Source organism: Nitrospirillum guanabarense (genome assembly GCF_034653355.1).
GTDB lineage: Bacteria > Pseudomonadota > Alphaproteobacteria > Azospirillales > Azospirillaceae > Nitrospirillum.
Window position 1 is genome coordinate 1815407 of record NZ_JAYEER010000004.1, and the last position, 22196, is coordinate 1837602.

General features: G+C 67.0%; 21 protein-coding genes, 3 pseudogenes and 1 other annotated feature. Of the genes and pseudogenes, 12 read left to right on the forward strand and 12 right to left on the reverse strand.

The genetic code is table 11. The features are described 5' to 3' along the window. Positions 1–215 precede the first annotated feature (215 nt). Together UAA55_RS26420 and UAA55_RS26425 are read right to left on the reverse strand one after the other, a co-directional pair. Positions 216–752, reverse strand: coding sequence for a hypothetical protein (locus UAA55_RS26420; RefSeq protein ID WP_322956504.1), 537 nt, complete (start codon positions 750–752; stop codon positions 216–218). Positions 753–759: 7 nt separating this feature from the next. Next, positions 760–1395 carry a hypothetical protein gene (locus UAA55_RS26425; protein ID WP_322956506.1) on the reverse strand — a complete coding sequence of 212 codons (636 nt, stop codon included), beginning with the start codon at positions 1393–1395 and terminating at the stop codon, positions 760–762. A 129-nt stretch (positions 1396–1524) separates the two neighbouring features. On the opposite strand from UAA55_RS26425, the gene gloB reads away from it, so the two are divergent. The 4 genes from gloB (at position 1525) to ychF (ending at position 4611) form a co-directional block, all read left to right on the forward strand. Further along, a complete protein-coding gene (gene gloB / locus UAA55_RS26430; protein ID WP_322956508.1) occupies positions 1525–2334 on the forward strand; it encodes a hydroxyacylglutathione hydrolase in 810 nt (269 codons plus the stop codon). Positions 2335–2375: 41 nt separating this feature from the next. After that, positions 2376–2981 carry a glutathione S-transferase N-terminal domain-containing protein gene (locus UAA55_RS26435; RefSeq protein ID WP_322956510.1) on the forward strand — a complete coding sequence of 202 codons (606 nt, stop codon included), beginning with the start codon at positions 2376–2378 and terminating at the stop codon, positions 2979–2981. Between the two features lie 6 nt (positions 2982–2987). After that, on the forward strand, positions 2988–3425 hold the full coding sequence (locus UAA55_RS26440) for a cupin domain-containing protein (RefSeq protein ID WP_322956512.1): 438 nt from the start codon (positions 2988–2990) through the stop codon (positions 3423–3425). Positions 3426–3513: 88 nt separating this feature from the next. Beyond that, positions 3514–4611, forward strand: coding sequence for a redox-regulated ATPase YchF (ychF, locus tag UAA55_RS26445; RefSeq protein WP_322956515.1), 1098 nt, complete (start codon positions 3514–3516; stop codon positions 4609–4611). Positions 4612–4707: 96 nt separating this feature from the next. Here the strand turns inward: ychF and UAA55_RS26450 are convergent, their stop codons facing one another. From UAA55_RS26450 to UAA55_RS26460, 3 genes and pseudogenes are all read right to left on the reverse strand, one after another. Then, positions 4708–5937 (reverse strand): methyltransferase domain-containing protein, encoded by a 1230-nt coding sequence (locus UAA55_RS26450; RefSeq protein ID WP_322957770.1) that lies wholly within the window; start codon positions 5935–5937, stop codon positions 4708–4710. A gap of 228 nt (positions 5938–6165) precedes the next feature. Continuing rightward, positions 6166–7040: pseudogene (locus UAA55_RS26455) on the reverse strand (IS3 family transposase); the annotation flags it as partial. Then, positions 6862–6978: a sequence feature (AL1L pseudoknot), on the reverse strand. Its footprint overlaps the pseudogene before it by 117 nt. A gap of 27 nt (positions 7041–7067) precedes the next feature. Beyond that, the gene (locus UAA55_RS26460) at positions 7068–8084 is read right to left on the reverse strand and encodes an aldo/keto reductase (RefSeq protein WP_322956517.1); all 1017 of its coding nucleotides are present in this window, start codon (positions 8082–8084) and stop codon (positions 7068–7070) included. A 136-nt stretch (positions 8085–8220) separates the two neighbouring features. Between UAA55_RS26460 and UAA55_RS26465 the strand changes: the two genes are divergently transcribed. Then, positions 8221–9132, forward strand: a complete 912-nt coding sequence (locus tag UAA55_RS26465) for a LysR family transcriptional regulator (RefSeq protein ID WP_322956519.1) — start codon at positions 8221–8223, stop codon at positions 9130–9132. Here UAA55_RS26465 and UAA55_RS26470 read toward each other — a convergent pair. After that, a complete protein-coding gene (locus UAA55_RS26470; protein WP_322956521.1) occupies positions 9105–9866 on the reverse strand; it encodes an AraC family transcriptional regulator in 762 nt (253 codons plus the stop codon). The two genes, UAA55_RS26465 and UAA55_RS26470, sit on opposite strands and share 28 nt — an antisense overlap. Positions 9867–9973: 107 nt before the next feature. Here UAA55_RS26470 and UAA55_RS26475 point away from each other — a divergent pair, with 107 nt between their 5' ends. Beyond that, positions 9974–10369, forward strand: coding sequence for a VOC family protein (locus tag UAA55_RS26475; RefSeq protein WP_322956523.1), 396 nt, complete (start codon positions 9974–9976; stop codon positions 10367–10369). A gap of 51 nt (positions 10370–10420) precedes the next feature. Here the strand turns inward: UAA55_RS26475 and UAA55_RS26480 are convergent, their stop codons facing one another. Beyond that, positions 10421–11317 (reverse strand): tetratricopeptide repeat protein, encoded by an 897-nt coding sequence (locus tag UAA55_RS26480; protein ID WP_322956525.1) that lies wholly within the window; start codon positions 11315–11317, stop codon positions 10421–10423. Positions 11318–11444: 127 nt separating this feature from the next. Further along, positions 11445–11996 carry a DUF924 family protein gene (locus tag UAA55_RS26485; RefSeq protein WP_322956527.1) on the reverse strand — a complete coding sequence of 184 codons (552 nt, stop codon included), beginning with the start codon at positions 11994–11996 and terminating at the stop codon, positions 11445–11447. Between the two features lie 130 nt (positions 11997–12126). On the opposite strand from UAA55_RS26485, the gene UAA55_RS26490 reads away from it, so the two are divergent. Both UAA55_RS26490 and UAA55_RS26495 read left to right on the forward strand, forming a co-directional pair. After that, complete coding sequence (locus UAA55_RS26490; protein ID WP_322956529.1) at positions 12127–13212, forward strand: YjgN family protein; 1086 nt, start codon at positions 12127–12129, stop codon at positions 13210–13212. After that, a complete protein-coding gene (locus UAA55_RS26495; RefSeq protein ID WP_322956531.1) occupies positions 13209–14261 on the forward strand; it encodes a M48 family metallopeptidase in 1053 nt (350 codons plus the stop codon). The genes UAA55_RS26490 and UAA55_RS26495 overlap by 4 nt, the downstream gene beginning before the upstream one ends. A gap of 79 nt (positions 14262–14340) precedes the next feature. On the opposite strand, the gene UAA55_RS26500 is transcribed toward UAA55_RS26495, so the two are convergent. The 3 genes and pseudogenes from UAA55_RS26500 to petA all read right to left on the reverse strand — a co-directional run bounded on the left by UAA55_RS26500 (position 14341) and on the right by petA (position 17051). Then, positions 14341–15123, reverse strand: coding sequence for a cytochrome c1 (locus tag UAA55_RS26500; protein ID WP_322956533.1), 783 nt, complete (start codon positions 15121–15123; stop codon positions 14341–14343). Next, positions 15123–16454 carry a cytochrome b gene (locus UAA55_RS26505; RefSeq protein ID WP_322956535.1) on the reverse strand — a complete coding sequence of 444 codons (1332 nt, stop codon included), beginning with the start codon at positions 16452–16454 and terminating at the stop codon, positions 15123–15125. The genes UAA55_RS26500 and UAA55_RS26505 overlap by 1 nt, the downstream gene beginning before the upstream one ends. 23 nt (positions 16455–16477) lie before the next feature. Continuing rightward, positions 16478–17051: pseudogene (gene petA, locus UAA55_RS26510) on the reverse strand (ubiquinol-cytochrome c reductase iron-sulfur subunit). Positions 17052–17341: 290 nt separating this feature from the next. On the opposite strand from petA, the gene UAA55_RS26515 reads away from it, so the two are divergent. Further along, on the forward strand, positions 17342–17851 hold the full coding sequence (locus tag UAA55_RS26515; protein ID WP_322956537.1) for a tRNA (cytidine(34)-2'-O)-methyltransferase: 510 nt from the start codon (positions 17342–17344) through the stop codon (positions 17849–17851). 21 nt (positions 17852–17872) lie between these two features. Continuing rightward, a pseudogene (hemF, locus tag UAA55_RS26520) lies at positions 17873–18807 on the forward strand (oxygen-dependent coproporphyrinogen oxidase). A gap of 252 nt (positions 18808–19059) precedes the next feature. Here the strand turns inward: hemF and UAA55_RS26525 are convergent. Further along, a complete protein-coding gene (locus UAA55_RS26525) occupies positions 19060–19659 on the reverse strand; it encodes an EF-hand domain-containing protein (RefSeq protein ID WP_322956539.1) in 600 nt (199 codons plus the stop codon). A 441-nt stretch (positions 19660–20100) separates the two neighbouring features. Here UAA55_RS26525 and UAA55_RS26530 point away from each other — a divergent pair, with 441 nt between their 5' ends. Both UAA55_RS26530 and UAA55_RS26535 read left to right on the forward strand, forming a co-directional pair. Further along, the gene (locus UAA55_RS26530) at positions 20101–21672 is read left to right on the forward strand and encodes an NAD(P)/FAD-dependent oxidoreductase (RefSeq protein ID WP_322956541.1); all 1572 of its coding nucleotides are present in this window, start codon (positions 20101–20103) and stop codon (positions 21670–21672) included. Between the two features lie 25 nt (positions 21673–21697). Beyond that, entirely contained in the window at positions 21698–22138 is a 441-nt protein-coding gene (locus tag UAA55_RS26535) for a c-type cytochrome (protein WP_322956543.1), read from the forward strand. The last annotated feature ends 58 nt before the right edge of the window (positions 22139–22196 follow it).

Below are 22196 nucleotides of genomic sequence, written 5' to 3' on the forward strand. Positions count from 1 at the left end.
AGCGAGGAACATCCGTCCGGCACCCTACCCCCATTGGCAGTCGCCCTTCGGGGGAAGGCGTCCGGCGATGGTGCTATTCAACACCGGGATTGCGGCGGAAGCCGGGCAGCGCTGGGACCATGACGGGGCGATTGACGCCAAATGCCCTGCGTCGCCATGCGCCGGCCTGGCCTTGAACAAGCGCCCAGGCCACCGACGGCGGCGCCCCCCAACCCCTACAATTCCTCAGGATCCGAAGGATAGGGCTCACCACCCTTGACCACATAGCCGCGCTCGGGCGGAAAGCGCTGCAGGGTCTTGGACACGGCCAGCTTGGCGCTGGACGCCCAAACCAGATAGCGCCGCCCCATGCGCCAGGACGACACCACCATCTCCGGCGCGCCGCGCGACAGTGTCTGGAAACTGGAATGGCTGATGGTGACGGTGAAGCCGCTGTCGTTGGGCATGCGGCGCTCGTCATAGACGTACAGCAGCGCCTCGTCCGCACGGCGCGCCTCGGCCAAGCGGTCATGCTGGGTGACGCTGCTGCGCAATTCCTCCAGCTCCGCCGTCATCTTGCGCTCTTCGCGCTTCAGATCCAGGGTCAGCCTGGCCTTGTCCCGCACCGCCTGGAACAGCTCGTCCACCTGGCGGCGGCGGGCGCGGGTGTCGCGGCGCATGCGGCGGATGCGCCGGGCGGTGGAGCTGGCGACCTGGCCGGCGGCGGTCAAGCCGGCGGCGATGCCGAACAGCAAAGAGAAGCTGAGGGCCATGACGTCCTCAGCCCTGCGGGGTGGAGACGTCGGTCTCCGCCAGATGAACATCGCCTTCATCCATGCCCGGGCCATGATCTCCCGGGCTGTCTTGCGAGGGCTCGCGAATCTCGATGATGTGGAAACCCATGGAATGGGGGTAGTAGCTTTCCACCAGGGTCTTGGCGTCGCTGGCATTGGGCGCCCAGGCGTGGACGTTCTGGGTGCGCGCCCAGCTGCGCGACAGGCCCATGACCTCCTTCTGCTCCATCACGGCGCGCTGCACATGGCGGTTGATGACGGCCGCCACGAAGTGCCGGGCCGGCCGGCCGGGGCGGGTGAAGGCGTCCTCCTCCCCCAGCACGCGGATCAGCTGGTCCCGCTTGGCCTCGAGATCCGCCACGCGACGGGTGGACATATAGTTCTGCCGGCGGGCGGATTTCAGCTCATTGTCCAGGCGGGCCACGCGCGGCATGATCTTGCCGCCCCGGTCCTCGAACCTGCGGAACAGGATGTTGGCCTCCTGGAAGCGCTCATCCACCCGGTCCACCCCCTCGCTCATGTGCAGATGCTGTTCCACCAGATGCGAAATGGCCAGGGCGGCGAGGTAGGACAGCCCCGCCACCATCATAAAGATCGCCACCGCCGTCAGCAGATCGCTCATAAGCCGTTTTTATTCGGTTATGGTTGGTCAACGCCCCGCTTTAAGGCAATCCCGGAGATCGGGCCGCTGTCAAGCGATGCTGGTCCCAACCATTAGCATTACCCCCGCCGCTGCGATAGGTTTGCCGCCATGATCCCGCCCGCATCCCCCGCCCATGCCACCCCCCGGCGCCTCGACGTGTTCCTTATTCCGGCGCTCAGCGACAATTACATCCACCTGCTGCGCTGCGCCGCCACGGCCAAGGTCGCCGTCGTCGACCCGGCGGAGGCCGCCCCCGTGGTGGCGGCGCTGGAACGGCGCGGCTGGGCCCTGGACCTGATCGTCAACACCCACCACCATGGCGACCATGTCGGCGGCAATCTGGAGCTGAAGGCCCGTTACGGCGCCGCCATCGTGGGGCCCGCCGCCGATCGTGACCGCATTCCCGGCATCGATCGCGCCGTCGCCGACGGCGAGAGCTTCACCCTCGGCGACTGCCCTTTCACCGGCATCGACGTGCCCGGCCACACGCGGGGCCACATCGCCTTCCATGGGGCGGAGGATGCCGTGCTGTTCTCCGGCGATACCCTGTTCTCCATGGGCTGCGGGCGCCTGTTCGAGGGCACGCCGGACCAGATGTGGCACTCCCTCACCCGCCTGCGCGCCCTGCCGGCGGAGACCGCCGTCTATTGCGGCCACGAGTACACCGCCGGCAACGGCCGTTTCGCCCTGACGCTGGAGCCGGACAACGCCGACCTGGCGGCCCGCGTGAAGGAGGTCACGGCCCTGCGTGCCGACGACCGACCCACCCTGCCGACCACCATCGCCGTGGAGCGGGCGACCAACCCCTTCCTGCGCGCCGACCTGCCCGCGCTGGCCGCCGCCGTGGGCCTGGGCGGTCAGGACCCGGTGGCCGTCTTCGCCGAAATCCGCCGCCGGAAAGACAATTTCCGGGGGTAAAGCACCCCTGTGCTCCAGCCTCTCCCGAAAGCCTGAATCCGATGAAGCTTTTCTACAGCCAGACCTCCCCCTTCGTGCGCAAGGCGCTGATGGTCGCCCATGAGCGGGGCCTGGTTTCCCGGATCGAACTCTCGCCCACCGACGTCTGGTCGCCGGAGACGGTGGTGCCCACCCTGAACCCACTGGGCAAGATCCCCACCCTGGTGACCGACGACGGCCTGGCCCTGTTCGACAGCCCGGTCATCGCCGAATACCTGGACAGCCAGGGCACCCTGGGCCAGCCCCTGTTCCCCGCCGCCGGGCCGGAGCGCTGGCGGGCCCTGCGCCAGCAGGCCATCGCCGACGGCATATGCGACGCCGCCATCCTGCGCCGCATGGAGGGTCTGCGGCCGGAGAACCTGCGCTCGGCCAACTGGACGGACCGTCAGCGGCAGGCCATGACCCGCGCCGTCGATCTGCTGGAGGCCGAGGCCGAGCAGCTGAGGGGCCTGACCATCGGCACCCTGTCGGTCATGATCGCGCTGGCCTACCTGGACCTGCGGTGGGAGTGCGACCGCTGGCGCCAGCAGGCACCCAAGCTGGCGGTCTGGTTCGCCCAGGCCAGCGACCGCGAGAGCTTCCGCCTGACCATGCCGCCCCGGGGCTGAACCGTCATGGACGCGGAAACCATCATCGGCCTGCTGGGCCTGCAACCCCATCCCGAGGGCGGACACTATGTGGAAACGTATCGCCATGCGGCCGGCGGCGGCGGCCGGGGCGCATCGACCGCCATCTACTTCCTGTTGAAGGCGGGGGAACGGTCGCATTGGCACCGGGTGCGCGACGCGGACGAGGTGTGGCACTGGCATGCCGGGGCGCCCCTGCGCCTGTCCCTGTCAGCCAATGGCGTCACCGCCACCCACCTGATCCTGGGCGCGGATCTCGCCGCCGGCCAGCGGCCCCAGGGCGTGGTGCCGGCGGGCCAGTGGCAGGCGGCGGAGTCCTTGGGCGACTGGACCCTGGTGGGCTGCACCGTGGCCCCAGCCTTCGAGTTCCAGGCCTTCGAGATGGCGCCACCGGACTGGACGCCAGGGTCGGGTCACCCGGCCTAATGGCGGACCTGCGTAACGGCGGTTTGCAATCCGGCCGCCTTTGCCCGATAAACGCGGCCAAAGCGGCCCTTAGACCTAGAGTATTCCCATGGGATTCAATTGCGGCATCGTCGGCCTGCCCAACGTCGGCAAGTCGACCCTGTTCAACGCGCTGACCAGCACGGCGGCGGCGGAAGCGGCCAACTACCCCTTCTGCACCATCGAGCCCAATGTGGGCCGCGTCGGCGTGCCCGACCCGCGCCTGGACAAGCTGGCGGCCATCGCCAAGTCGCAGAAGACCGTCCCCACCCAGCTGGAGTTCGTGGACATCGCGGGATTGGTGCGTGGCGCCTCCAAGGGTGAAGGCCTGGGCAACCAGTTCCTGGCCAACATCCGCGAGGTGGACGCCATCGTCCACGTGCTGCGCTGCTTCGAGGATGACGACATCACCCATGTGGAAGGCTCCATCCATCCCACCCGCGACGCGGAGACGGTGGAGACCGAGCTGATGCTGGCCGACATGGACAGCCTGGAAAAGCGCCTGCCCGCCTTGCAGAAGAAGGCCAAGGGCGGCGACAAGGAATCCAAGATTTTCGCCGACCTGATCGAGCAGGCGCTGGTCGTGCTGCGCGACGGCAAGCCGGCCCGCGTGGTCCAGGTGTCGGATGAGGACCGCCCCTACTGGCGCCAGCTGCAGCTGCTGACCGCCAAGCCGGTGCTGTACGTCTGCAACGTGGAGGAGGCATCGGCCGCCACCGGCAACAGCCTGTCGGCCCGGGTGGCCGAGATGGCCAAGGCCCAGGGTGCCGTGTCCGTCGTCATCTCCGCCGCCATCGAGTCGGAACTGGCCCAGCTGAGCGATGAGGACAAGGCCGAGTACCTGTCCTCCCTGGGGCTGGAGGAGCCGGGCCTGAACCGCCTGATCCGCGCCGGGTACGGCCTCTTGAACCTGCTGACCTTCTTCACCGTCGGCCCGAAGGAAGCGCGTGCCTGGACCGTGCGCCGGGGCGCCAAGGCCCCCGAGGCCGCCGGCGTCATCCACACCGACTTCGAGCGCGGCTTCATCAAGGCCGAGACGGTGGACTTCGACAGCTACGTCGCCCTGGGCGGCGAAGCCGGCGCCAAGGATGCCGGCAAGCTGCGCATCGAAGGCAAGGAATACGTCGTCCACGACGGCGACATCTTCCATTTCCGGTTCAACGTGTGACGATACTCATCGCCTAAGAACCGAAAGGGGCGGCTGCGCTTCAGCTCAGCCGCCCCTTTCCCAATTGCGCCATCTTTTCCTGGACAAATCCGGTCCTCAGACGCCGGTCATAGCCGCCTTGAAGACGATCTGGCCCCGCCCCAGGTGCCCGTATTGAGCGTCGGTATAAACTTCGCACTTCACGGATGCGAAACCCGCTTCTGTGAAGTGATTTAGCATGTCCCAGCCAAAATCGTGAAAAACCAAGCAGCCGTCGGCCGATAGCGGGTTGCCATGGTATTGCGCCGGCAGAAGCAGGTTCAGGGCGTTGTCCCTGATCTCCGCCCGAACCTGGGACTGATCCTCATGCGTGGAGAAGGGGATGGTTGCCAGGAGATGACCGTTCGGGCGCAACACCCGCGCGCATTCGGCCAGCGCCCTGCGGTAATTCGGCACGTGCTCAAACACGTCGTTGCTGACGATCAAATCGATCGAATCCGACGGGAAGGACAGGTCCATCACATCTTCGTGGCGGATGCCGTTCACCATGGTACCGCCCACATATTCAAATCCCAGATACTCGCTGCCGTGCACGGTGAGGTCAGGATACCGAGACCGGGTCCAAGCAAAGATGGGCGTCACCTGCTCCATGAAATAGAGGGTTGAGCAACCATACTGTTCAACGTGCTGATGCACCAACTGCGCGGTCAGGCGCTGGCGGTTGTTCATTCCACAGTGCGGGCACACAACCCGTTCGCGCCAGTTCGGGATTTTCCTGCCGTCAACCTCGAAGGCGTATTGATAGTCGGTCAGCATTTCCACCGTCTGGCCGCAGCACAGACAAAAATGCCTGGTGAAAACCTGTCCAACCTCTCCCTGGGCAATCACCTCGGCTTCCACCCGGTCAGAGGCGGAAAAATCGGCGTTCGTCATGCCATCGAAGAATTCCGCGCGGTTCCGCGCCGTGAATGTCGGCTTCAACAGCATCAACCGACTGGTGTCGCGTTGAATGCCATCATGCTCTCCACTGGGGAGCTGAAGATTGTGCGCCGTTTTCCCAAGCTCTTCCCGCAAGCGGTCACGCTCCGCCCTCACGCCATCAAGATGCCGTTGCAGATCGGCAACCTTCGAGGCGGCATCGGCGGCGGTGGCCCGCAGCCTGTCCTGTTCAGCCCGCAGGTCGTTACATTCCCCAATCACGCTCTCAAGATGCCGATGCAGCTTCGCCACCTCCGAAGCGGCATCGGCGACCGCGACCCGCAGGTCGTCCCGCTCAATAACCACCCTTCCCAGAATGGGCGCCTGCTTAATGGCAAACTTAATGGCAGAAAGATATGGCACCAGCACCCCCAACCCGTTCTCCGCAAGCCTTAAGCATTGATTCTCAAGGATCATTCTAGAAACGAGAATAATTTATCACTTGCCGCTTTGCAATTTTATTGCAAAGGCCAGCGAGATTAAATCATTGAAATATTTCGACGGTAAGAATCACGGGGACTAAGTGTCCTGAACTGATGGCGTGGATGCCCTTCCCCGGCATCGGCGCCGGGATTGTCGGAGGCCGTTTGGTTTGAGTCAGGCGGCCAATGCCGGATTGTCCGTCATAGCGTGGAAGCGCGCCTCGGCTGGGGGAATGTTGCCGATGGGTCCCAAAATCCGCCGGTGGTTGAACCAACCCACCCATTCCAGAGTAGCGTACTCGACAGCCCCGAAGGATCGCCACAGCCCACGCCGATGGATCACCTCGGCCTTGTAGAGGCCATTGATGGTCTCCGTCAAGGCGTTGTAGCCGCGCTGGTCCTGCGGGCTCGTAGCTGTCGCCGATGCTGCCGACCGGGGGCTCGATCCCGGCGTCGGCCAGGCGCTCGGTGTGCTCGATGCTGACGTATTGAGCATCACGTAGACGTGGCCCTGCCAGGTGGCGACGTAGGTGAAGCCCGACAGCCACAGCATGTTCGGCCGGGGCGCATGGAACTGCCGATTGACGTGGTCCAGCGGACAGGGCGCCGCCTTGTCGCTCACCGTCGTCTTCACTGGCTTGCCCCGGACCACGCCCCGCAAACCCATGCCCCGCATCAGCCGGGCAACCGCGCAGCGCGCGACGGCGTGGCCCTCCCGCTTGAGCTGGTGCCAGACCTTGCGCACGCCATAGACGGCGAAGTTCTCGTCGAACGCCCGCCCGTACCGCGACCTTCAACGCCACATCCGCTGGGCCCGCGCCCGCAGGCGGTTCGGGCCGGAACGCCGCGACGCATGCCGGTGGTAGGTGGACGGGGCGATCGGCAACACCCAACAGATCGGCTCGACCTCGTGCACACCCCGATGCTCATCGATGAAGGCGATCATGGCTTGAACCGGCGGTCGAGGTCCGCCGCCGCAAAATACGCGCTCGCCTTGCGCAGGATTTCATTCACTTCGCCCAGTTCCCGGTTCTCCCACTCCAGCGCCTTCCGCCCTTCCGCGACATCGCTTCCGTCTCAACCTTGACGTTCGCTGTCCAGCGAGGCCATGGCGTGGGCATTGTAGCGGTCGCCGGCGGCGCTATCCTTGGGCACCGCCCGCTCGATGGCAACCAGGTCGTCGGGTGTGAGGGTCACATCCAGGGCGCCCAGCGATTCCGCCAGCCGGTCGAGGCGGCGGGCGCCGATCAGGGGAACGATGTCCTGGCCCTGGGCCAGCACCCAGGCGATGGCGATCTGGGCGACGGTGACGCCCTTTTCCGCCGCCACCCGCCGTAGTTCCTCCACCAGCGTCAGGTTGTGGTCCAGGTTGTCGCCCTGGAAGCGGGGGCTATGGGCCCGAAAATCCGCACCCTTGCCCTTGTCTTTTGTCCAATGCCCGCTGATCAAGCCACGCGACAGCACGCCATAGGCGGTGATGCCGATGCCCAGTTCCCGGCAGGTGGGCAGGATGTCCCGCTCCAACCCGCGCGAGATCAGTGAGTATTCGATCTGCAGGTCGACGATGGGGTGCACGGCCGCCGCCCGGCGCAGGGTGTCCGACCCCACCTCGGAGAGGCCGATGTGGCGGACATAGCCGGCCTTCACCAGGTCGGCGATGGCGCCCACCGTGTCCTCGATGGGCACATTGGGGTCCAGGCGGGCGGGACGGTAGATGTCGATATGGTCCACCCGCAGGCGCCGCAGGGTGTAGGACAGCGCGGTCTTCACCGCCGACGGCCGGGCGTCAAAGCCGATCCAGTTGCCGGCCGGGTCGCGCTGGGCCCCGAACTTCACGCTGATCTGCACATCGTCCCGCTTGTGGGCCCGGGTGAACCCGGCATCGGCCAGCGCGTCGCCGATCAGCATTTCGTTATGGCCCATGCCGTAGAAGTCGCCGGTATCCAGCAGGACCACGCCGGCATCCGCCGCCGCGTGCAGGGTGGCGATGCTCTCGGCCCGGTCGCTGGGGCCGTACATGTCGGACATGCCCATGCAGCCCAGGCCCAGGGCGGAGGTGGCGGGACCTTTGGCGCCTAACATACGCTGCAGCATCGTTTTTTCCTCAAGTGGCGGGAGGCTTGGTAACGGCGTCAGGCCGTTGGTGAGGTGGACTATGCCGCCGAAGGCATCGCGTGATAATCTGGGCAATCATCAATGCGCTGTTCGATATTTCGAACAATGGTGCCTCATGTCCGCCCCCAATCTCGCCGACCTGGACCTTTTCCTGGCAGTGGCCCGCCACCGCAGTTTCCGCCGCGCCGCCAAGGAACGGGGCGTGGCGCCCAGCACCCTCAGCTTGGCGCTGAAGCGGCTGGAGGAGGATCTGGGCGTACGCCTGCTGAACCGCACCACCCGCAGCGTCACGCCCACGGAGGCCGGACAGCGCCTGGTGGCACGGCTGGCGCCGGTGTTCAGCGAGGTGGCGGAATCGCTGGACGAGGTGAACAGCTTTCGCGACACGCCCACCGGCCTGCTGCGTCTGAACGTTCCCATCGTCGTGTCCTGGCTGATCCTGGCCCCCCTGGTGCCGCGCTTCCTGGCGGCCTACCCCGGCATCACGCTGGAGATCATCGAGAACAACGCCTTCGTCGATGTCTTCGCCCAGGGCTTCGACGCCGGCATCCGCTATGGCGAGGCCCTGGCCCAGGACGTGGTGGCCGTGCCCATCAGCCCGCCGCAGCGTTATGTGCTGGCGGCTTCGCCGGAGCTGATCGCGCGCGAGGGCCTGCCCGGCCATCCACACGACCTCATCGGGCGACCCTGCCTGCGCCACCGCTTCGCCGACAGCGCCGTGCAGCCCTGGGAGTTCGAGCGGGGGGACGAGGTGGTGCGCATCCAGCCCGATGGCCGCCTGGTGGGAAATGGCGTGCATATCGCCATCAGCGCGGCGGAAGCGGGCCTGGGCTGGTTCTGCACCTTCGAAGGCTTCCTGGCACCTTCGCTGGCCGCCGGGCGGCTGGTGCCGGCGCTGCAGGACTGGCTGCCCCCCTTCCCCGGCCCCTATCTCTACTACCCCAGCCGCCGTCACGTGCCGGCGCCGCTGCGCGCCTTCATCGACTTTATGAGGGCCCACTATGAGGCGGAGATGGGCGCCCGGTAGCGCGCCGGCGTCACGCCCAGGCGGCGGCGGAAGGCGCTGACGAAGGCGCTGGTGCTGCTGTAGCCGGCCTCCAGCCCGGCTTGCGTCACCGACAGGCCGGTACCCAGCAGGCTGGCCGCGTGCAGCAGGCGCAGCTGCTGGCGCCACTCGCCGAAGCGCAAGCCCGTCTCCTCCTTGAACAGGCGCTGCAGGGTGCGGGCGCTGGCGCCCACGGCGGCGCCCAACGCCTCCAGGTCCAACTCGTCCGCCGGGTCCTGGCGCAGGCGCTCGGCCAAGGCCAGGGCGCGGCGGTCGCGCGGCCAGAGAAGCGACAGGGGCAGCCGCTCCGCCGCCGCCAGACGGTCCATCAACACACCGGCCAGCCGCGCCTGGTCCACCTTGTCGGCCCGCAGCATGCCCACCGCCACCACATGCAGGATCAGCTCGCGCAGCAGCGGCGCCACGCCCAGCACCTGGCAGCCGGCGGGCATGGCGCCCGTTGCGGCGGCCAGCACCGGGGCGATGTAGAGGGTGCGCATGGCGACCCCGCCCCGCATCTCCACCGTGTGCGGCGCGCCCGGCGGCAGCCATACCGCCTGAGCGGGCGGCACCAGCCAGGCAACCCCATCCGCCACCACCCGCATGACGCCGCGCGCGGCGTACAGCAGTTGCCCCCACTCGTGCTTGTGACTGTGCAGCCGGTGGCCGTCGCTGAAGGTCAGCGCCAAGCTGCGGATGAGGAAAGGGTCGGCCATCTTGGCGCCTTTGCGACAAAGATCGTCATCCTAGCGCAAGACGGCCACAGGCCGATACGGCATCATCCGGTCATTCCCCATCACGCCCCCCAACCACGGAGGTCATCATGGCCAACCACCTGCGCTTCTTCGCCATCCATGCCGAGGATGTGGAGCGCGCCAAGGCGTTCTATGAAGCGGTGTTCGATTGGCGCATCACTCCCTGGGGGCCGCCGGGCTTCTACCTGATCCAGACCGGGGCCGAAGGCGAGAAACACGTGGGCGGCGCGCTGCAGCAGCGGCACGAGCCCGTCACCGGCACGGGCATGAAGGGCTTCGAATGCACCGTGGGTGTGGACGATCTGGACGCCATCATGGCCAAGGTCACCGCCAACGGCGGCACCATCGTCATGCAGCCCTACACCATCGACGGGGTGGGCCGCCTGATCTATCTGCATGATACGGAAGGCAACCGGGTCGGCGCCATGCAGTACGACCCGGCCTATGCGGCGGCTTTCTTTTAAGCCCTCAAACGGCGGGCGGTCGCAGCCTGTGGACGCCTAGGTGTCGCCAGATCACCAGCTGCTGTTGTCGCCGCCGGAGCTGCCGCTGTCGAAACTGCTGGACGAAGACCCGCCGTCGGACGAGCCGCCCCAGCCGTCGTTGGACGATGAGCTGCTGCCGGAATCGTAATCCGGATCAGGGCGGCGGTCGTTCCCGTACACCCGGTTCTCAGTGACGTTGTTGATCACCGTCTCGTGCACCACGGTGTCGCGATGGCCACCACCGGCCATCAGTTCGCCTGCCAGCACGCCGGTAAGGAAGCCGGTGCCCAGGCCCGGCTCCTGCACCACCACCGGGGCGTAGCCGGGCTGGCCATAGGCCGGCGGATAGGGCGGCGGCACCGGACCGGCGGGGGCGGGACGATAGCCGCCGCCGTAAGCGGGACTGGCCCGTCGAAAGACCAGGTAAATGGCCAGGGCGGCCAACAGCAGGCCGCCCACGACCAGGATGACGGTCAGGCCGCTGTCTCCCTCCGCGCGCGGGGGCGGTGCGGCCTGCACGGCGGTGTGGGTTGGCGGCGCGGGCTGGGCCGGGGCCGCCTGGACGGCCGGCTTCAGGAAGGATTGCTCGCGCGCCAGGTGCTGCTGGAAGGTTTCGGGGCTGCGGGCAAAGTGCAGGCTGGGGTCGATCTTGCGCGCCAGCTCCAGCTCGCCCACCGCGTCCTGATGCCGGCCTTCCAGGCCCAGCACCTCTCCCAGGTCGTAATGGGCGCGGGCGCTGTCGCCATGCTCCCGCACCACCTCGCGCAGCATGTGCTCGGCGGCCGGCAGGTCACCCGCGTCCACCGCCTTCTTCACCTGCTCAGGCGAGGGGGCCGCCCATGACGGGGTGACCCCGGCCAGCATGAGCCCCATGGCCAATCCCAGCAGTAAACCAGCCCTATTGGCCGCCTTGGCGTGTGTGGTCATGTCCCGCTCCCCGCGATGAATATCCAGACCGTTCAATATGGTAGCGGCGATCCATCGGCGGGGGTAGCACCCTCTTTGGGGTGCGGCCATCGGCCGGGGCGACAGGCCCGCCGCCAGAATCCTGCCGTTAGAAACCCGCCCCCGGTTGGTCCAGGTACTCCCGCTCCGCCGCCGTGCTGGCGCGGCCCAGGATGCCGTTGCGATGGGGGAAGCGGCCGAAGCGGCGGATGACCTCGCGGTGGCGTTCGGCATAGTCCAGGTGATGGCCGGCGCCGATGCGCTCCGCCACCAGGGCGACGCAGCAGTCCTGCAGCACAATCTCCTCCGCGTGCTCGAACGGCAGGTAGAAGAACAGGCGCCGGTCCACCGGCTGTTCCAGGTCCTGTGCGCGGGCCACCGCCCGGGTGGCCAATTCCTGCGCCCGCGCGTCGGTGGCGAAGGCCAGGGCGTCGCCCCGGAACAGGTTGCGCGGCACCTGGTCCAGCAGGATCAGCAGGGCCAGCGCCCCGTCCGAGGTATCGGCCCAGGCGTCCAGCGCCCCTTCGGCCGCGGCATGATAGCTATCGGCCAGCCGGTCACGAATGCGCGCGTCGATGTCCGCCCCGCCGCTGAACCAATCGTCCGGCGTCAGTTCCCCGAACCAGAAGGCCAGAACCGCCGCCGCCGTCACCACGCCCATGCCGCCCATCCTTGACGAATTGCCAAATCCGCAACATCGCATCCATTGCGTGTATCGTTTGCCGAAATTTCAGCTACAGTAATGACGCGGCCCTACCGGGGAACAGGCCGCGCTATCGCATGGGGGAACAATGCCTGACTCTGTCGATGTGTCCAACGCCGCGGACAGCCCGGCGCATGGTGGTTCGCACGCCTTCCGTTTCCACGGCACGGGCCGTGAGTATTTTCCGATCTGGATCGTGAACCTGCTGCTGACCATCGTCACCCTGGGCATCTATTCGCCCTGGGCCAAGGTGCGCAGCCAGCGCTATTTCCATGAGGCGACGGAGCTGGCGGGCGCCCGATTCGGCTATCATGCCCGCCCGCTGTCCATCCTGATCGGGCGCATCATCGTCCTGGTCCTGTTCGTGCCCTACGCCATCCTGGCCAAGATCCAGTCGCCCTACGCGCTGGTGTACGTCCCCGTCCTGCTGGTGGCGGGCCCTTGGATCATCGTCAAGGCGCTGCGCTTTCGCCTGCGCGTCACCTCTTACCGGGGCGTGCGCTTCAGCTTCTCGCACGAAGCGGGCGTCATGAGCGGGGCCTACATCAACTTCCTGGGCCTGCCCATCCTGGGCGGGCTGACACTGGGCCTGCTTTATCCCTACGTCCTGCATCAGCAGTACCGTTGGATGGTGGACAACAGCCGCTACGGCGCCACGCCGCTGCGCATGGCGCCTGCCGTGGGTCGCTTCTATCTGCTGAGCCTCATTCTGGCCGCGGCTCTGCTGGCGTTCGCCGCCGCGGCGTTCGCCATGCTCTATCCCTTGATGGACGCGGTGGCCAATCACCGGCCGGCGCCGGCCAGCGCGCAGATGGCCCCCTTCCTGATGTTGGTGCTGTACGCTGGGCTTTTGCTGGTGACCCTCCTGGTCGCCCTGTGGCTGGCCAAGACGGTGGTGCAGCGCCTGTCCCTGGCGGACGTCACCCTGTCTGCCGGCTGGCAACTGGGCCCGGTGCTGTGGCTGTACGTCAGCAACGGCCTGCTGCTGCTCTTCACCCTGGGGTTCGCCTACCCCTGGGTCCGCTGCCGCACTGCCCGCTATGTGCTGGAACACCTGACGGTCCACGCCCCGACGGGCCTGGACAGCTTCGTCGCCGGTGCGCAGAGCGAGGCCGGCGCTTTTGGCGACCAGGCGGCGGCCTTCTTCGACATCGACGTCGGGATCGGCTTTTGACGACCGACGCCCCACACGCCACCGGGACGGGCCGGCTGTACCGTGCCGGCCTGTCACGGGCGGAGACGGTCACCGTGCGCGCCGGCCCCCAGGGTCTGGTCCTGTCCGGCACGGACGAGCATGGGGCGCGCACGGTGCCCCGGCACACCCTGACCATTGTGCCACCCATCGGCGGCGACTATTGGCGGTTCGACTTCGCCAACGGCGACACGCTGGAGGTCATCGGCGGCGGCCCGCTGGCGGCGGCGCTGGGCCACAAACCCGGCCTGCTGTCCCGGCTGGAGGGGTCGTGGCGCCTGGCGCTGGCCAGCGTGCCCGTGCTGCTGGGCCTGGGGGCCGCCACCTGGTATTGGGGCGTGCCCCGGGCCGCCGACCTGGCGGCGGCGCACACCCCGCCCTGGGTGGAGCGCAAGCTGACCGACGCCGGGCTAAGCCTGATTTTTCAGAATGAGAAGGAGCGGACGACCGTCGACCCCGCCCGCCAGAAGCGGTTGGCCGGCATCCTGGCCAACATGGTGGGGGCGCAGGATGGCGAGGCCTACCGCCTGCATTTCCTGAACAGTCCTCTGGTCGGCCCCAACGCCTTCGCCCTGCCCGGCGGCGATATCATCGTCACCGACCAGCTGCTGAAGATTCTGGACGATGAGGAGGTGGCGGCCGTGCTGGCGCATGAGGTGGGACACGTGCGCCACCGCCACGGCCTGCGCCTGGCCTTGCGCGCCAGCGGCCTGTCCGTGCTGGCCGCCGTGGCCGTGGGCGACGCCAGCACCGCTGGCCATTTCCTGGTGGGGGCGCCCGTGCTGTTGCTGAACCTGCGCTTCACCCGCGAATTCGAGGCGGAGGCCGACGCCGACGCCCTGGCGTGGCTGTCTCACGATCCGTCGCGCAGCCCCTGCGCCTTCGCCCGGGCCCTGCGCAAGATCGTCGACAGCCCGGAGGTGAAGCAGGCCTCCGCCATTGCCGGCCACATTCCCAGCTGGCTGACGACCCACCCCATGACGGAGGAACGGCTACGCCCCTTCGACGCCGCCTGCCCCGCCAAGATCTGATCGACATCACCCCAAACAAGAAGGGCGCCCCGGTCATCCCGGAGCGCCCCTTTTTCATGCCCTGAAAGGAGGAACCGGCTTAGTGCTGGTCCGCCCACACGGCGCGCTTGGCGGCATAGAGGATGCCGGCCAGCACGATCAGGAAGATCATGACCTTCAGGCCCATCTGGTGGCGGGCTTCCAGGTTGGGCTCGGCCGCCCAGGCCAGGAAGGTCGCCACGTCCTTGGCCTGCTGCTCCACCGTGGCCTTGGTGCCGTCGGCGAAGGTCACGCCGCCGTCCGACAGGGGCGGCGGCATGGCGATGACATGGCCGGGGAAGGCCTTGTTGTAGTTGCCGCCCGACGGGACGGTGAAGCCGGCGGGGGCCGGTTCGAAGCCGGTCAGCAGGGCGACGATGTAATCCTCACCCCCCTTGCGCGCCTTCACGATCAGCGACAGGTCCGGCGGGGCCTTGCCGCCGTTGGCGGCGGCGGCGGCCTTCTCGTTGGGGAACGGGGCCTTGAAGTGGTCGGCGGGCACGCCCTTGCGGGTGAACATCTCACCCTCGTCATTGGGCCCGTCGGTCATGTCGTAGCCGGCGGCGATGGCGGTGATCTCCGCCTCGTTGTACCCCAGCGCGGCCAGGTTGCGGTACGACAGCAGGTTCATGGAATGGCAGGCGGAGCAGACTTCCTTGTAGACCTGGAAGCCGCGCTGCAGCGCCTTGCGGTCGAAGGTGCCGAAGATGTTGCTGAAACCGCGGGTGACGCCACCGTGGCTCCATTCGTTCTTCGGGTACTCCATCTCTTCGCTGGCGACCGCGGGGGCGGCCGCAGCGACGGCGACGAGACCGGCGAGGATCAGGGACCGAAGACGACGCATCAGGCTTTCTCCATCGGCTTGGCGGTAGCACCGGCGGCCGAGGCCCCACCGCCCAGGACGGGCTTGGCGATGCTGGCCGGCAGCGGCAGGGGCTTCTCGATCAGGCCGACGAACGGCAGCGACAGGAAGAAGCCGAAGTAAACGAGGGTGGCGAACTGGCCGACGTAGACCAGCGGGATTTCCAGACCGCCCAGATGCCAGGCGGCGTCGGCCGTCTGGGCGCCCACGTACATCAACAGGAAGAAGGCGACCAGGAAAGCCAGGATGCCCTTCTTGAAGATGGGACGGAAGCGGGCGCTGCGCACCGGCGAGGTGTCCAGCCAGGGCAGGATGAACAGGATGGCGATGGAGCCGAACATGGCGATGACGCCGCCCAGCTTGGCCTCGATCAGCTTCAGCCCGGTGAAGGGGATGGAGATGTCGAAGGTGATGGAGCGCAGGATCGCGTAGTAGGGCAGGAAGTACCACTCCGGCACGATGTGCGGCGGGGTCACCATCGGGTTCGCCTGGATGTAGTTGTCCGGCTCGCCGAAGAAGTTGGGGGCGTAGAAGACGAAGGCGGCGAAGATGGCCAGGTACACCACCGTGCCGAAGCTGTCCTTCACCGTGTAGTAGGGATGGAAGGGCAGCGTGTCCTGCGGGCCCTTGGGCTCGACACCCAGCGGGTTGTTGGAGCCGGTGACATGCAGCGCGGCCACATGCAGGAACACGACGGCGGCGATGACGAAGGGCAGCAGATAGTGCAGGGCGAAGAAGCGGTTCAGCGTCGGGTTGTCGACGGAGAAGCCGCCCCACAGCAGGGTCACGATGTCCTGGCCCACCAGCGGCAGGGCCGAGAACAGGTTGGTGATGACGGTAGCGCCCCAGAAGCTCATCTGCCCCCACGGCAGCACGTAGCCCATGAAAGCCGTGGCCATCATCAGCAGGAAGATCACCACGCCGATGATCCACAGCAGCTCACGCGGCTTCTTGTAGGAGCCGTAGTAGAGGCCGCGGAAGATGTGGATATAAACGGCGATGAAGAAGAACGAGGCGCCGTTCATGTGGATGTAGCGGATCAACCAGCCGAAGTTCACGTCGCGCATGATGCGCTCGACGGAGTTGAAGGCCAGGTTGGTGTTGGGCGTGTAGTGCATGGCCAGCACGATGCCGGAGACGATCATCGTCACCAGCATGATCATGGCGATGGCGCCGAAGTTCCAGAAGTAGTTGAAGTTACGCGGGGTGGGGAACACCCCGTATTCCTTCTGGATCATCGTGAAGATCGGCAGGCGCTGGTCGAGCCAGTTGACCACCGGATTCTTGAAAGAGGATGAAGGGCCGTGAGCCATTTCTCGCTCCCTGGGGGTCCGGCTTAGCCGATACGGATCGAAGTGTCGGTCTTGAACGCGTAGCTGGGCACTTCCAGGTTACGCGGCGCGGGACCCTTGCGGATGCGGCCGGATGTGTCGTAGACCGAACCATGGCAGGGGCAGAACCAACCGCCGTACTCGCCGCGGGGATCGGAATTCTTCTGCCCCAGCGGGATGCAGCCCAGGTGGGTGCAGATGCCGACGACCACCAGCCATTCCGGCTTCTTCGCGCCGGTCCGCGTCCTTCTGGGGATCGCGCAATTCGGACACGTTCACGTCCGTGGCGGACTTGATTTCCTCGGGCGTCCGGTGGCGGATGAACACCGGCTTGCCGCGCCAGGTGACGGTGATGGACTGACCCACCTGCACCGGCGCCAGGTCCACATCGGTGCTGGCCAGCGCCAGGGTGTCGGCCGCGGGGTTCAGGCTGTCGATGAAGGGCCATACGGTGACGGCGGCGCCCACGACACCGGTCGCGGCGGCAGCCAAGTATATGAAATCGCGGCGCGAGGGATCCCCGCCGCTATGAGAGCCGCTCCCCGGCCCGTGCCCGGCCGTTTGGGTCGTGTCCGCCATACCAAGCTTCTCCTCGAAGTCAGGGGGCACCTGAAAACGCCCCGGCGCCCGCCTCACAAGGGTTTCCCAATGTTCTTATATCCTTACCCAAGCGGACCAGCCTTGCGCAGGCCCACGGCGAATAAGGTTGACGGCCGGCGTCTTGTCCGGTCGCGGTAAATCCATATACATGCCGCCCAAGGCCTTGGGAAGCGTATGAATGTGCCCTCAACGCTATTCTTAGCTGCACAGGCGAAAGGTTTGGCGGCTTAAGAGCTAGTCTTTCCAATAACTTATCGGACTACCTTCCCGTGCGGATCGCTCTTTACCAACCCGACATCCCCCAGAACGCCGGCACCTTGATGCGCCTGGGCGCCTGCCTGAACGTGGGCATCGACATCATCGAACCATGCGGATTCGTTCTGGACGATAAACGCCTGCGCCGGTCGGGCATGGACTACCTGGAGGGTGTGGATCTGGTGCGCCACACCTCCTGGACCGCGTTCGAGACGCGTCGGCGGGCGAACGGTCAATCCCAGGGCGACGCAGGGCAGTCCCCCGGCCAGCACGGTGGGTCTGTTCCCCGCCTGCTGCTGCTGACCACCCGCGCCGCCTTGTGCTACACCGATTTCGTCTTCCAGCCGGACGACATCCTGCTGCTGGGCCGAGAATCGGCCGGCGTGCCGGAGGAGGTGCACGCCGCCGCCGACGCCCGCCTCGCCATTCCCTTGCGCCCAGGCCTGCGCTCGCTCAACGTCGCCATGGCCGCCGCCATGGTGGTGGGCGAGGCCATCCGCCAGCTGGACGCCTGGCCCCGCTGACCTGTTCCGGAACCTCGACCAATGACCGACATCCCCCTGTCCACCAGCCTGCTGCCCCATGAAGCCCTTGAGGGCGATGCCCCCCTGGGCGAGGAGCGCAAGGCCCGGGCGGCCACCTGGTTCCAGGATCTGCGCGACCGCATCTGCGCCGCTTTCGAGGCCATCGAGGATGAGGCGGCCGGCCTGCCCGCCTATGGCGAAGGGCAGCCGGGACGCTTTGAGCGCAAAAGCTGGGACCGCCCCGACGCGGACGGCCAGGGCGGCGGCGGCGTCATGTCGCTGATGCGCGGCCGGGTGTTCGAGAAGGTGGGCGTCAACATCTCCACCGTCCATGGCACCTTCTCCGAGGAATTCCGCGCCCAGATCCCGGGGGCGGCAGCCACCGGCCGTTTCTGGGCCAGCGGCATCAGCCTGGTGGCGCACATGCGCTCCCCCTCGTCCCCGCCGTGCACATGAACACGCGGCATCTGGTGACGGAGCAGGCCTGGTTCGGCGGCGGCGCCGACCTGACGCCCATGTTCTTGGGAACAGCCGAGACGGTGGAGGACGCGGCGACCTTCCATGCCGCCTTGCAGGCCGCCTGCGACGCGCACGGCGCCGACTACTACGCCCGCTTCAAGGAGTGGTGCGACCGCTACTTCTTCCTGCCCCATCGCAACGAGCCGCGCGGCGTGGGCGGCATCTTCTACGACCGGCACGACACGGGCGACTGGGAGGCCGACTTCGCCTTCACCCGCGCCGTGGGCCAGGCCTTCCTGGAGGTCTATCCCCTGATCGTGCGCCGGCGTCTGGGCCTGCCCTGGACGGATGAACAGCGCCATCACCAGCTGGTGCGCCGGGGCCGCTACGTCGAGTTCAACCTGCTGCACGACCGCGGCACCCTGTTCGGCCTGAAGACCGGCGGCAACATCGAAGCCATCCTGATGAGCCTGCCACCGGAAGTTAAATGGCCTTGATGCGGGCCCCCAGGCGCCGGGGGCCGTGGTCGCGGCCTAGGAACTCACTTTCGACAAAAACAAGGGGCCCCGGGAGAAGGTATCCCGGGGCCCGATAAAAAGAGCCGGTCGACGGAAGGGGAAAGGAGGCCGCCATTCCGCCCGTCGCGCCACACGACTAGCACGCCGCCGACCGGCTGTACGGTGCCCTTTTCTGACGGGGACGAGGGCTCCGCATCGCCCAGGCCCCAGGCACCGATAGGAACTCGAAACTCAGGGCGCCCTGCCGGCCTCGGCCGTCTTGTCGGACTGGGCCTTGTTCGGCAGGGGCTTGAAGGCCGCGGCCAGGGCCACGTCGGCCTGGTCCACCTTCTGGTCGCCGTTCTTGTCGTGGAAGCCGAACATGCGCCAGCCGGACGCCATGAACTCTTCCCGCGACATCTTCTGATCGCCGTCCAGGTCGATGGCGACGAAGCGGATGTGGGTCTGCTTCAGTTGCTGGGCCTTGCGCTCCGGTGCCACATTCTCCTTGTTCAGCCGCGCCTCGAACTCGGCGATGTATTCCGCCTCGCTCACCCAGCCGTCGCCGTTGGTGTCCAGCGTCTTGAACTGCTGGTCGCGCACCGCCTGGTATTCCTGGGCGGTGACCACGCCGTCGCCGTTCTGGTCATGCCCCTTGATGAAGCTGGCGATGTCATGCGACGCGGCCCGAGCGACACCCGTGGCCAGGAGGGCCGCGCCAACCAGGGCGGTCGCGGCGAAACGAACCGGACTACGGGTTAAAGCGCTCCGGGGGTGGGCCTGCGCCCCCTGCCCCGCCAGCATCCCCACCACCGACGCCAGGCCAGCGGCATCTTTCCGTCCCGATCCCATCACCACTTGATCCCCAAGCCGCGTTCGTCAGCGTGTGAATTCATTAGTAATGATAGTCATTCGCATTTGCAAGCGGAAAATGGCTTGAACATCCGGGGAGCGGCCCGCTGTCGTTATGCCGCCACCCTGGCCGGGTGACGGAATCCGCCATCGGATTGACAGCCCCGCCGGCCCATGCAACGCTGATTTTCGCCGTTGGAACGCGTTTCACCGGGCCGGCGGCGCCATAGAGAAGCAATGCGCAGAACAGTTGGAATCGGACAATTTCTTAAACAAGTCAACGGATTGATCCGGCACTTTCCCTTGGGCCCGCGCGCGCGGCCGCGCAGGGTGGCCCGGATTTCGCGCACCGGCGCCATGACGCCGCCGGAACGATAAGATGGGGAGACTCGCCGCCCTTCAAAAAATAATGGAGGCGGAACGGGCATGGGTTTTAGGGACATGAAAAGGCGCGACCTGCTGACCCTGATCGGCACGGTGGCGGGCAGCGCCGTGATGTATCAGGCGGCCACCAGCCTGGGGCTGGCGGCGGAGACCACCTACAAGGGCCCCATCAAGCTGGACGGCGACGCCAAGGGCGCGTCCATCCTGATCCTGGGCGCCGGCGTCGCCGGACTGGTGGCGGCCATCGAGCTGCGCAAGGCGGGCTACAAGGTCCAGGTGCTGGAGTATCGGGAGAAAGCCGGCGGCCGCAGCTGGTCCCTGCGCGGCGGCGATACCTACACCGAGCTGGGCGGCTTCAAGCAGACGGTCGGCTTCGACCCGGGGCTGTACATCAACCCCGGCCCCTGGCGCATCCCTTACCACCACCGCGCCGTGCTGGATTACTGCCACCGCTACGGCGTGGCGCTGGAGCCGTTCAACCAGGTCAACTACAACGCCTACCTGCATTCCGCCAAAGCCTACGGCGGCAAGCCGCAGCGCTTCCGCGAGATCCAGGCCGACTATCACGGCCATGTGGCGGAGTTGCTGGCCAAGCTGACCCAGCGGAAGGCGCTGGACGGCACGGTCACCAAGGAGGACCAGGAAAAGCTGCTGGAGTCGCTGCGCGCCTGGGGCGGCCTGGACAAGAATTACGCCTATACCGCCAGCCTGGAATTGTCCAACGTGCGCGGGTACGAGAAGGCGCCCGGCGGCGGCGTGAACGGCGCGCCGGTGCCCTCCACCCCCGCCGGCCTCAGCGACGTCATGCAGGGCGGCCTGTGGCGCTTCCTGGGCATGGGCCTGCGGGATGAGTTCCAGTCCACCATCTTTCAGCCCGTGGGCGGCATGGACCAGTTCCCCACCGCCCTGGCGCGGGAGGTGAAGGACCTGATCCGCTTCAACACCAAGGTGACGGAGATCCACCAGGACGACCGCGGCGTCACCGTCACCTATACCGACACCGTGAAGGGCGGGGCGCCGCAGACGGCCAAGGCCGATTGGTGCCTGTGCACCATTCCCCTGTCGGTGCTGAGCCAGATCAAGCTGAACGTGGGGCCGAAGATGGCCAACGCCATCAGCGCCGTGCCTTATGAGGCGGCGGCCAAGGTGGGCCTGCAGTTCAAGCGCCGCTTCTGGGAGCAGGACGAGGCCATCTACGGCGGCATCAGCTTCACCGACCTGCCCATCGCCATGATCGGCTACCCCAACAGCGGCTATGGCAGCCCGGGCAAGGGCGTCCTGCTGGGCACCTACGTCTTCGGCGCCTACGCCATGGAATACACCGCCATGCCGCCGGAGGAGCGGATCAAGCGCGCCCTGGCCTATGGCGCCCAGATCCATCCGCAATACACCAAGGAATTCGATACCGGCGTGGCCGTGGGCTGGCACCGCGTGCCCTGGACCCTGGGCTGCCACGCCGCGTGGACCGAGGAGACGCGGGCCGCGCACTATCAGGATTTGTGCGCGGTGGACGGGCGCATCGCCCTGGCGGGCGAGCATGCCAGCTACATCACCGGCTGGCAGGAGGGGGCCATCCTGTCCTCCCTCGACGCCATCAGCCGCCTGCACCAGCGGGTCGTGACGGCCTGACGCCCCTTATCCCGAGAGACACGCCATGACGATCTTCAAGTCTTTCACGGTGAAGGCGGCCGGCCTGACGGCGCTGCTGACCGGCCTTTATGTGGCGGCGGGCAGCCTGCCCCACACCGCCCATGCCCAGGCGTCGGACGCCAGTTCCGCCGCCTTCGCCAGCCCCCATCATTTCGGCCAGAAGGACGGGGCCGCCCTGTACCAGGCCATCTGCCAGGGCTGCCACATGCCGGACGCCAAGGGCGCCACCGGCGCCGGCACCTACCCCGCCCTGGCCGGCAACCCCAACCTGGAGGCGGCGGGCTATCCCGTCGCCATGGTGGTGCACGGCCAAAGGGCCATGCCCCCCATCGGGGAGTTTCTGGACGATGACCAGGTGGCGGCGGTGGTGAACTATGTCCGCACCCACTTCGGCAACCACTACACCGACGCGGTCACGGCGGCCGATGTGAAGGCCGCCCGGTGAGGTTATGGGGACGGGATCAGGCCGTTGGTTCGATCCCGCCTCCTATTGTTCCCCGGCC

Coding starts and splice junctions, on each gene's coding strand:
- UAA55_RS26420 (WP_322956504.1), bottom strand. CDS start 752: ATGGCCCTCAGCTTCTCTTTGCTGTTCGGCATCGCCGCCGGCTTGACC.
- UAA55_RS26425 (WP_322956506.1), bottom strand. CDS start 1,395: ATGAGCGATCTGCTGACGGCGGTGGCGATCTTTATGATGGTGGCGGGG.
- gloB (WP_322956508.1), top strand. CDS start 1,525: ATGATCCCGCCCGCATCCCCCGCCCATGCCACCCCCCGGCGCCTCGAC.
- UAA55_RS26435 (WP_322956510.1), top strand. CDS start 2,376: ATGAAGCTTTTCTACAGCCAGACCTCCCCCTTCGTGCGCAAGGCGCTG.
- UAA55_RS26440 (WP_322956512.1), top strand. CDS start 2,988: ATGGACGCGGAAACCATCATCGGCCTGCTGGGCCTGCAACCCCATCCC.
- ychF (WP_322956515.1), top strand. CDS start 3,514: ATGGGATTCAATTGCGGCATCGTCGGCCTGCCCAACGTCGGCAAGTCG.
- UAA55_RS26460 (WP_322956517.1), bottom strand. CDS start 8,084: ATGCTGCAGCGTATGTTAGGCGCCAAAGGTCCCGCCACCTCCGCCCTG.
- UAA55_RS26465 (WP_322956519.1), top strand. CDS start 8,221: ATGTCCGCCCCCAATCTCGCCGACCTGGACCTTTTCCTGGCAGTGGCC.
- UAA55_RS26470 (WP_322956521.1), bottom strand. CDS start 9,866: ATGGCCGACCCTTTCCTCATCCGCAGCTTGGCGCTGACCTTCAGCGAC.
- UAA55_RS26475 (WP_322956523.1), top strand. CDS start 9,974: ATGGCCAACCACCTGCGCTTCTTCGCCATCCATGCCGAGGATGTGGAG.
- UAA55_RS26480 (WP_322956525.1), bottom strand. CDS start 11,317: ATGACCACACACGCCAAGGCGGCCAATAGGGCTGGTTTACTGCTGGGA.
- UAA55_RS26485 (WP_322956527.1), bottom strand. CDS start 11,996: ATGGGCGTGGTGACGGCGGCGGCGGTTCTGGCCTTCTGGTTCGGGGAA.
- UAA55_RS26490 (WP_322956529.1), top strand. CDS start 12,127: ATGCCTGACTCTGTCGATGTGTCCAACGCCGCGGACAGCCCGGCGCAT.
- UAA55_RS26500 (WP_322956533.1), bottom strand. CDS start 15,123: ATGCGTCGTCTTCGGTCCCTGATCCTCGCCGGTCTCGTCGCCGTCGCT.
- UAA55_RS26505 (WP_322956535.1), bottom strand. CDS start 16,454: ATGGCTCACGGCCCTTCATCCTCTTTCAAGAATCCGGTGGTCAACTGG.
- UAA55_RS26525 (WP_322956539.1), bottom strand. CDS start 19,659: ATGGGATCGGGACGGAAAGATGCCGCTGGCCTGGCGTCGGTGGTGGGG.
- UAA55_RS26530 (WP_322956541.1), top strand. CDS start 20,101: ATGAAAAGGCGCGACCTGCTGACCCTGATCGGCACGGTGGCGGGCAGC.
- UAA55_RS26535 (WP_322956543.1), top strand. CDS start 21,698: ATGACGATCTTCAAGTCTTTCACGGTGAAGGCGGCCGGCCTGACGGCG.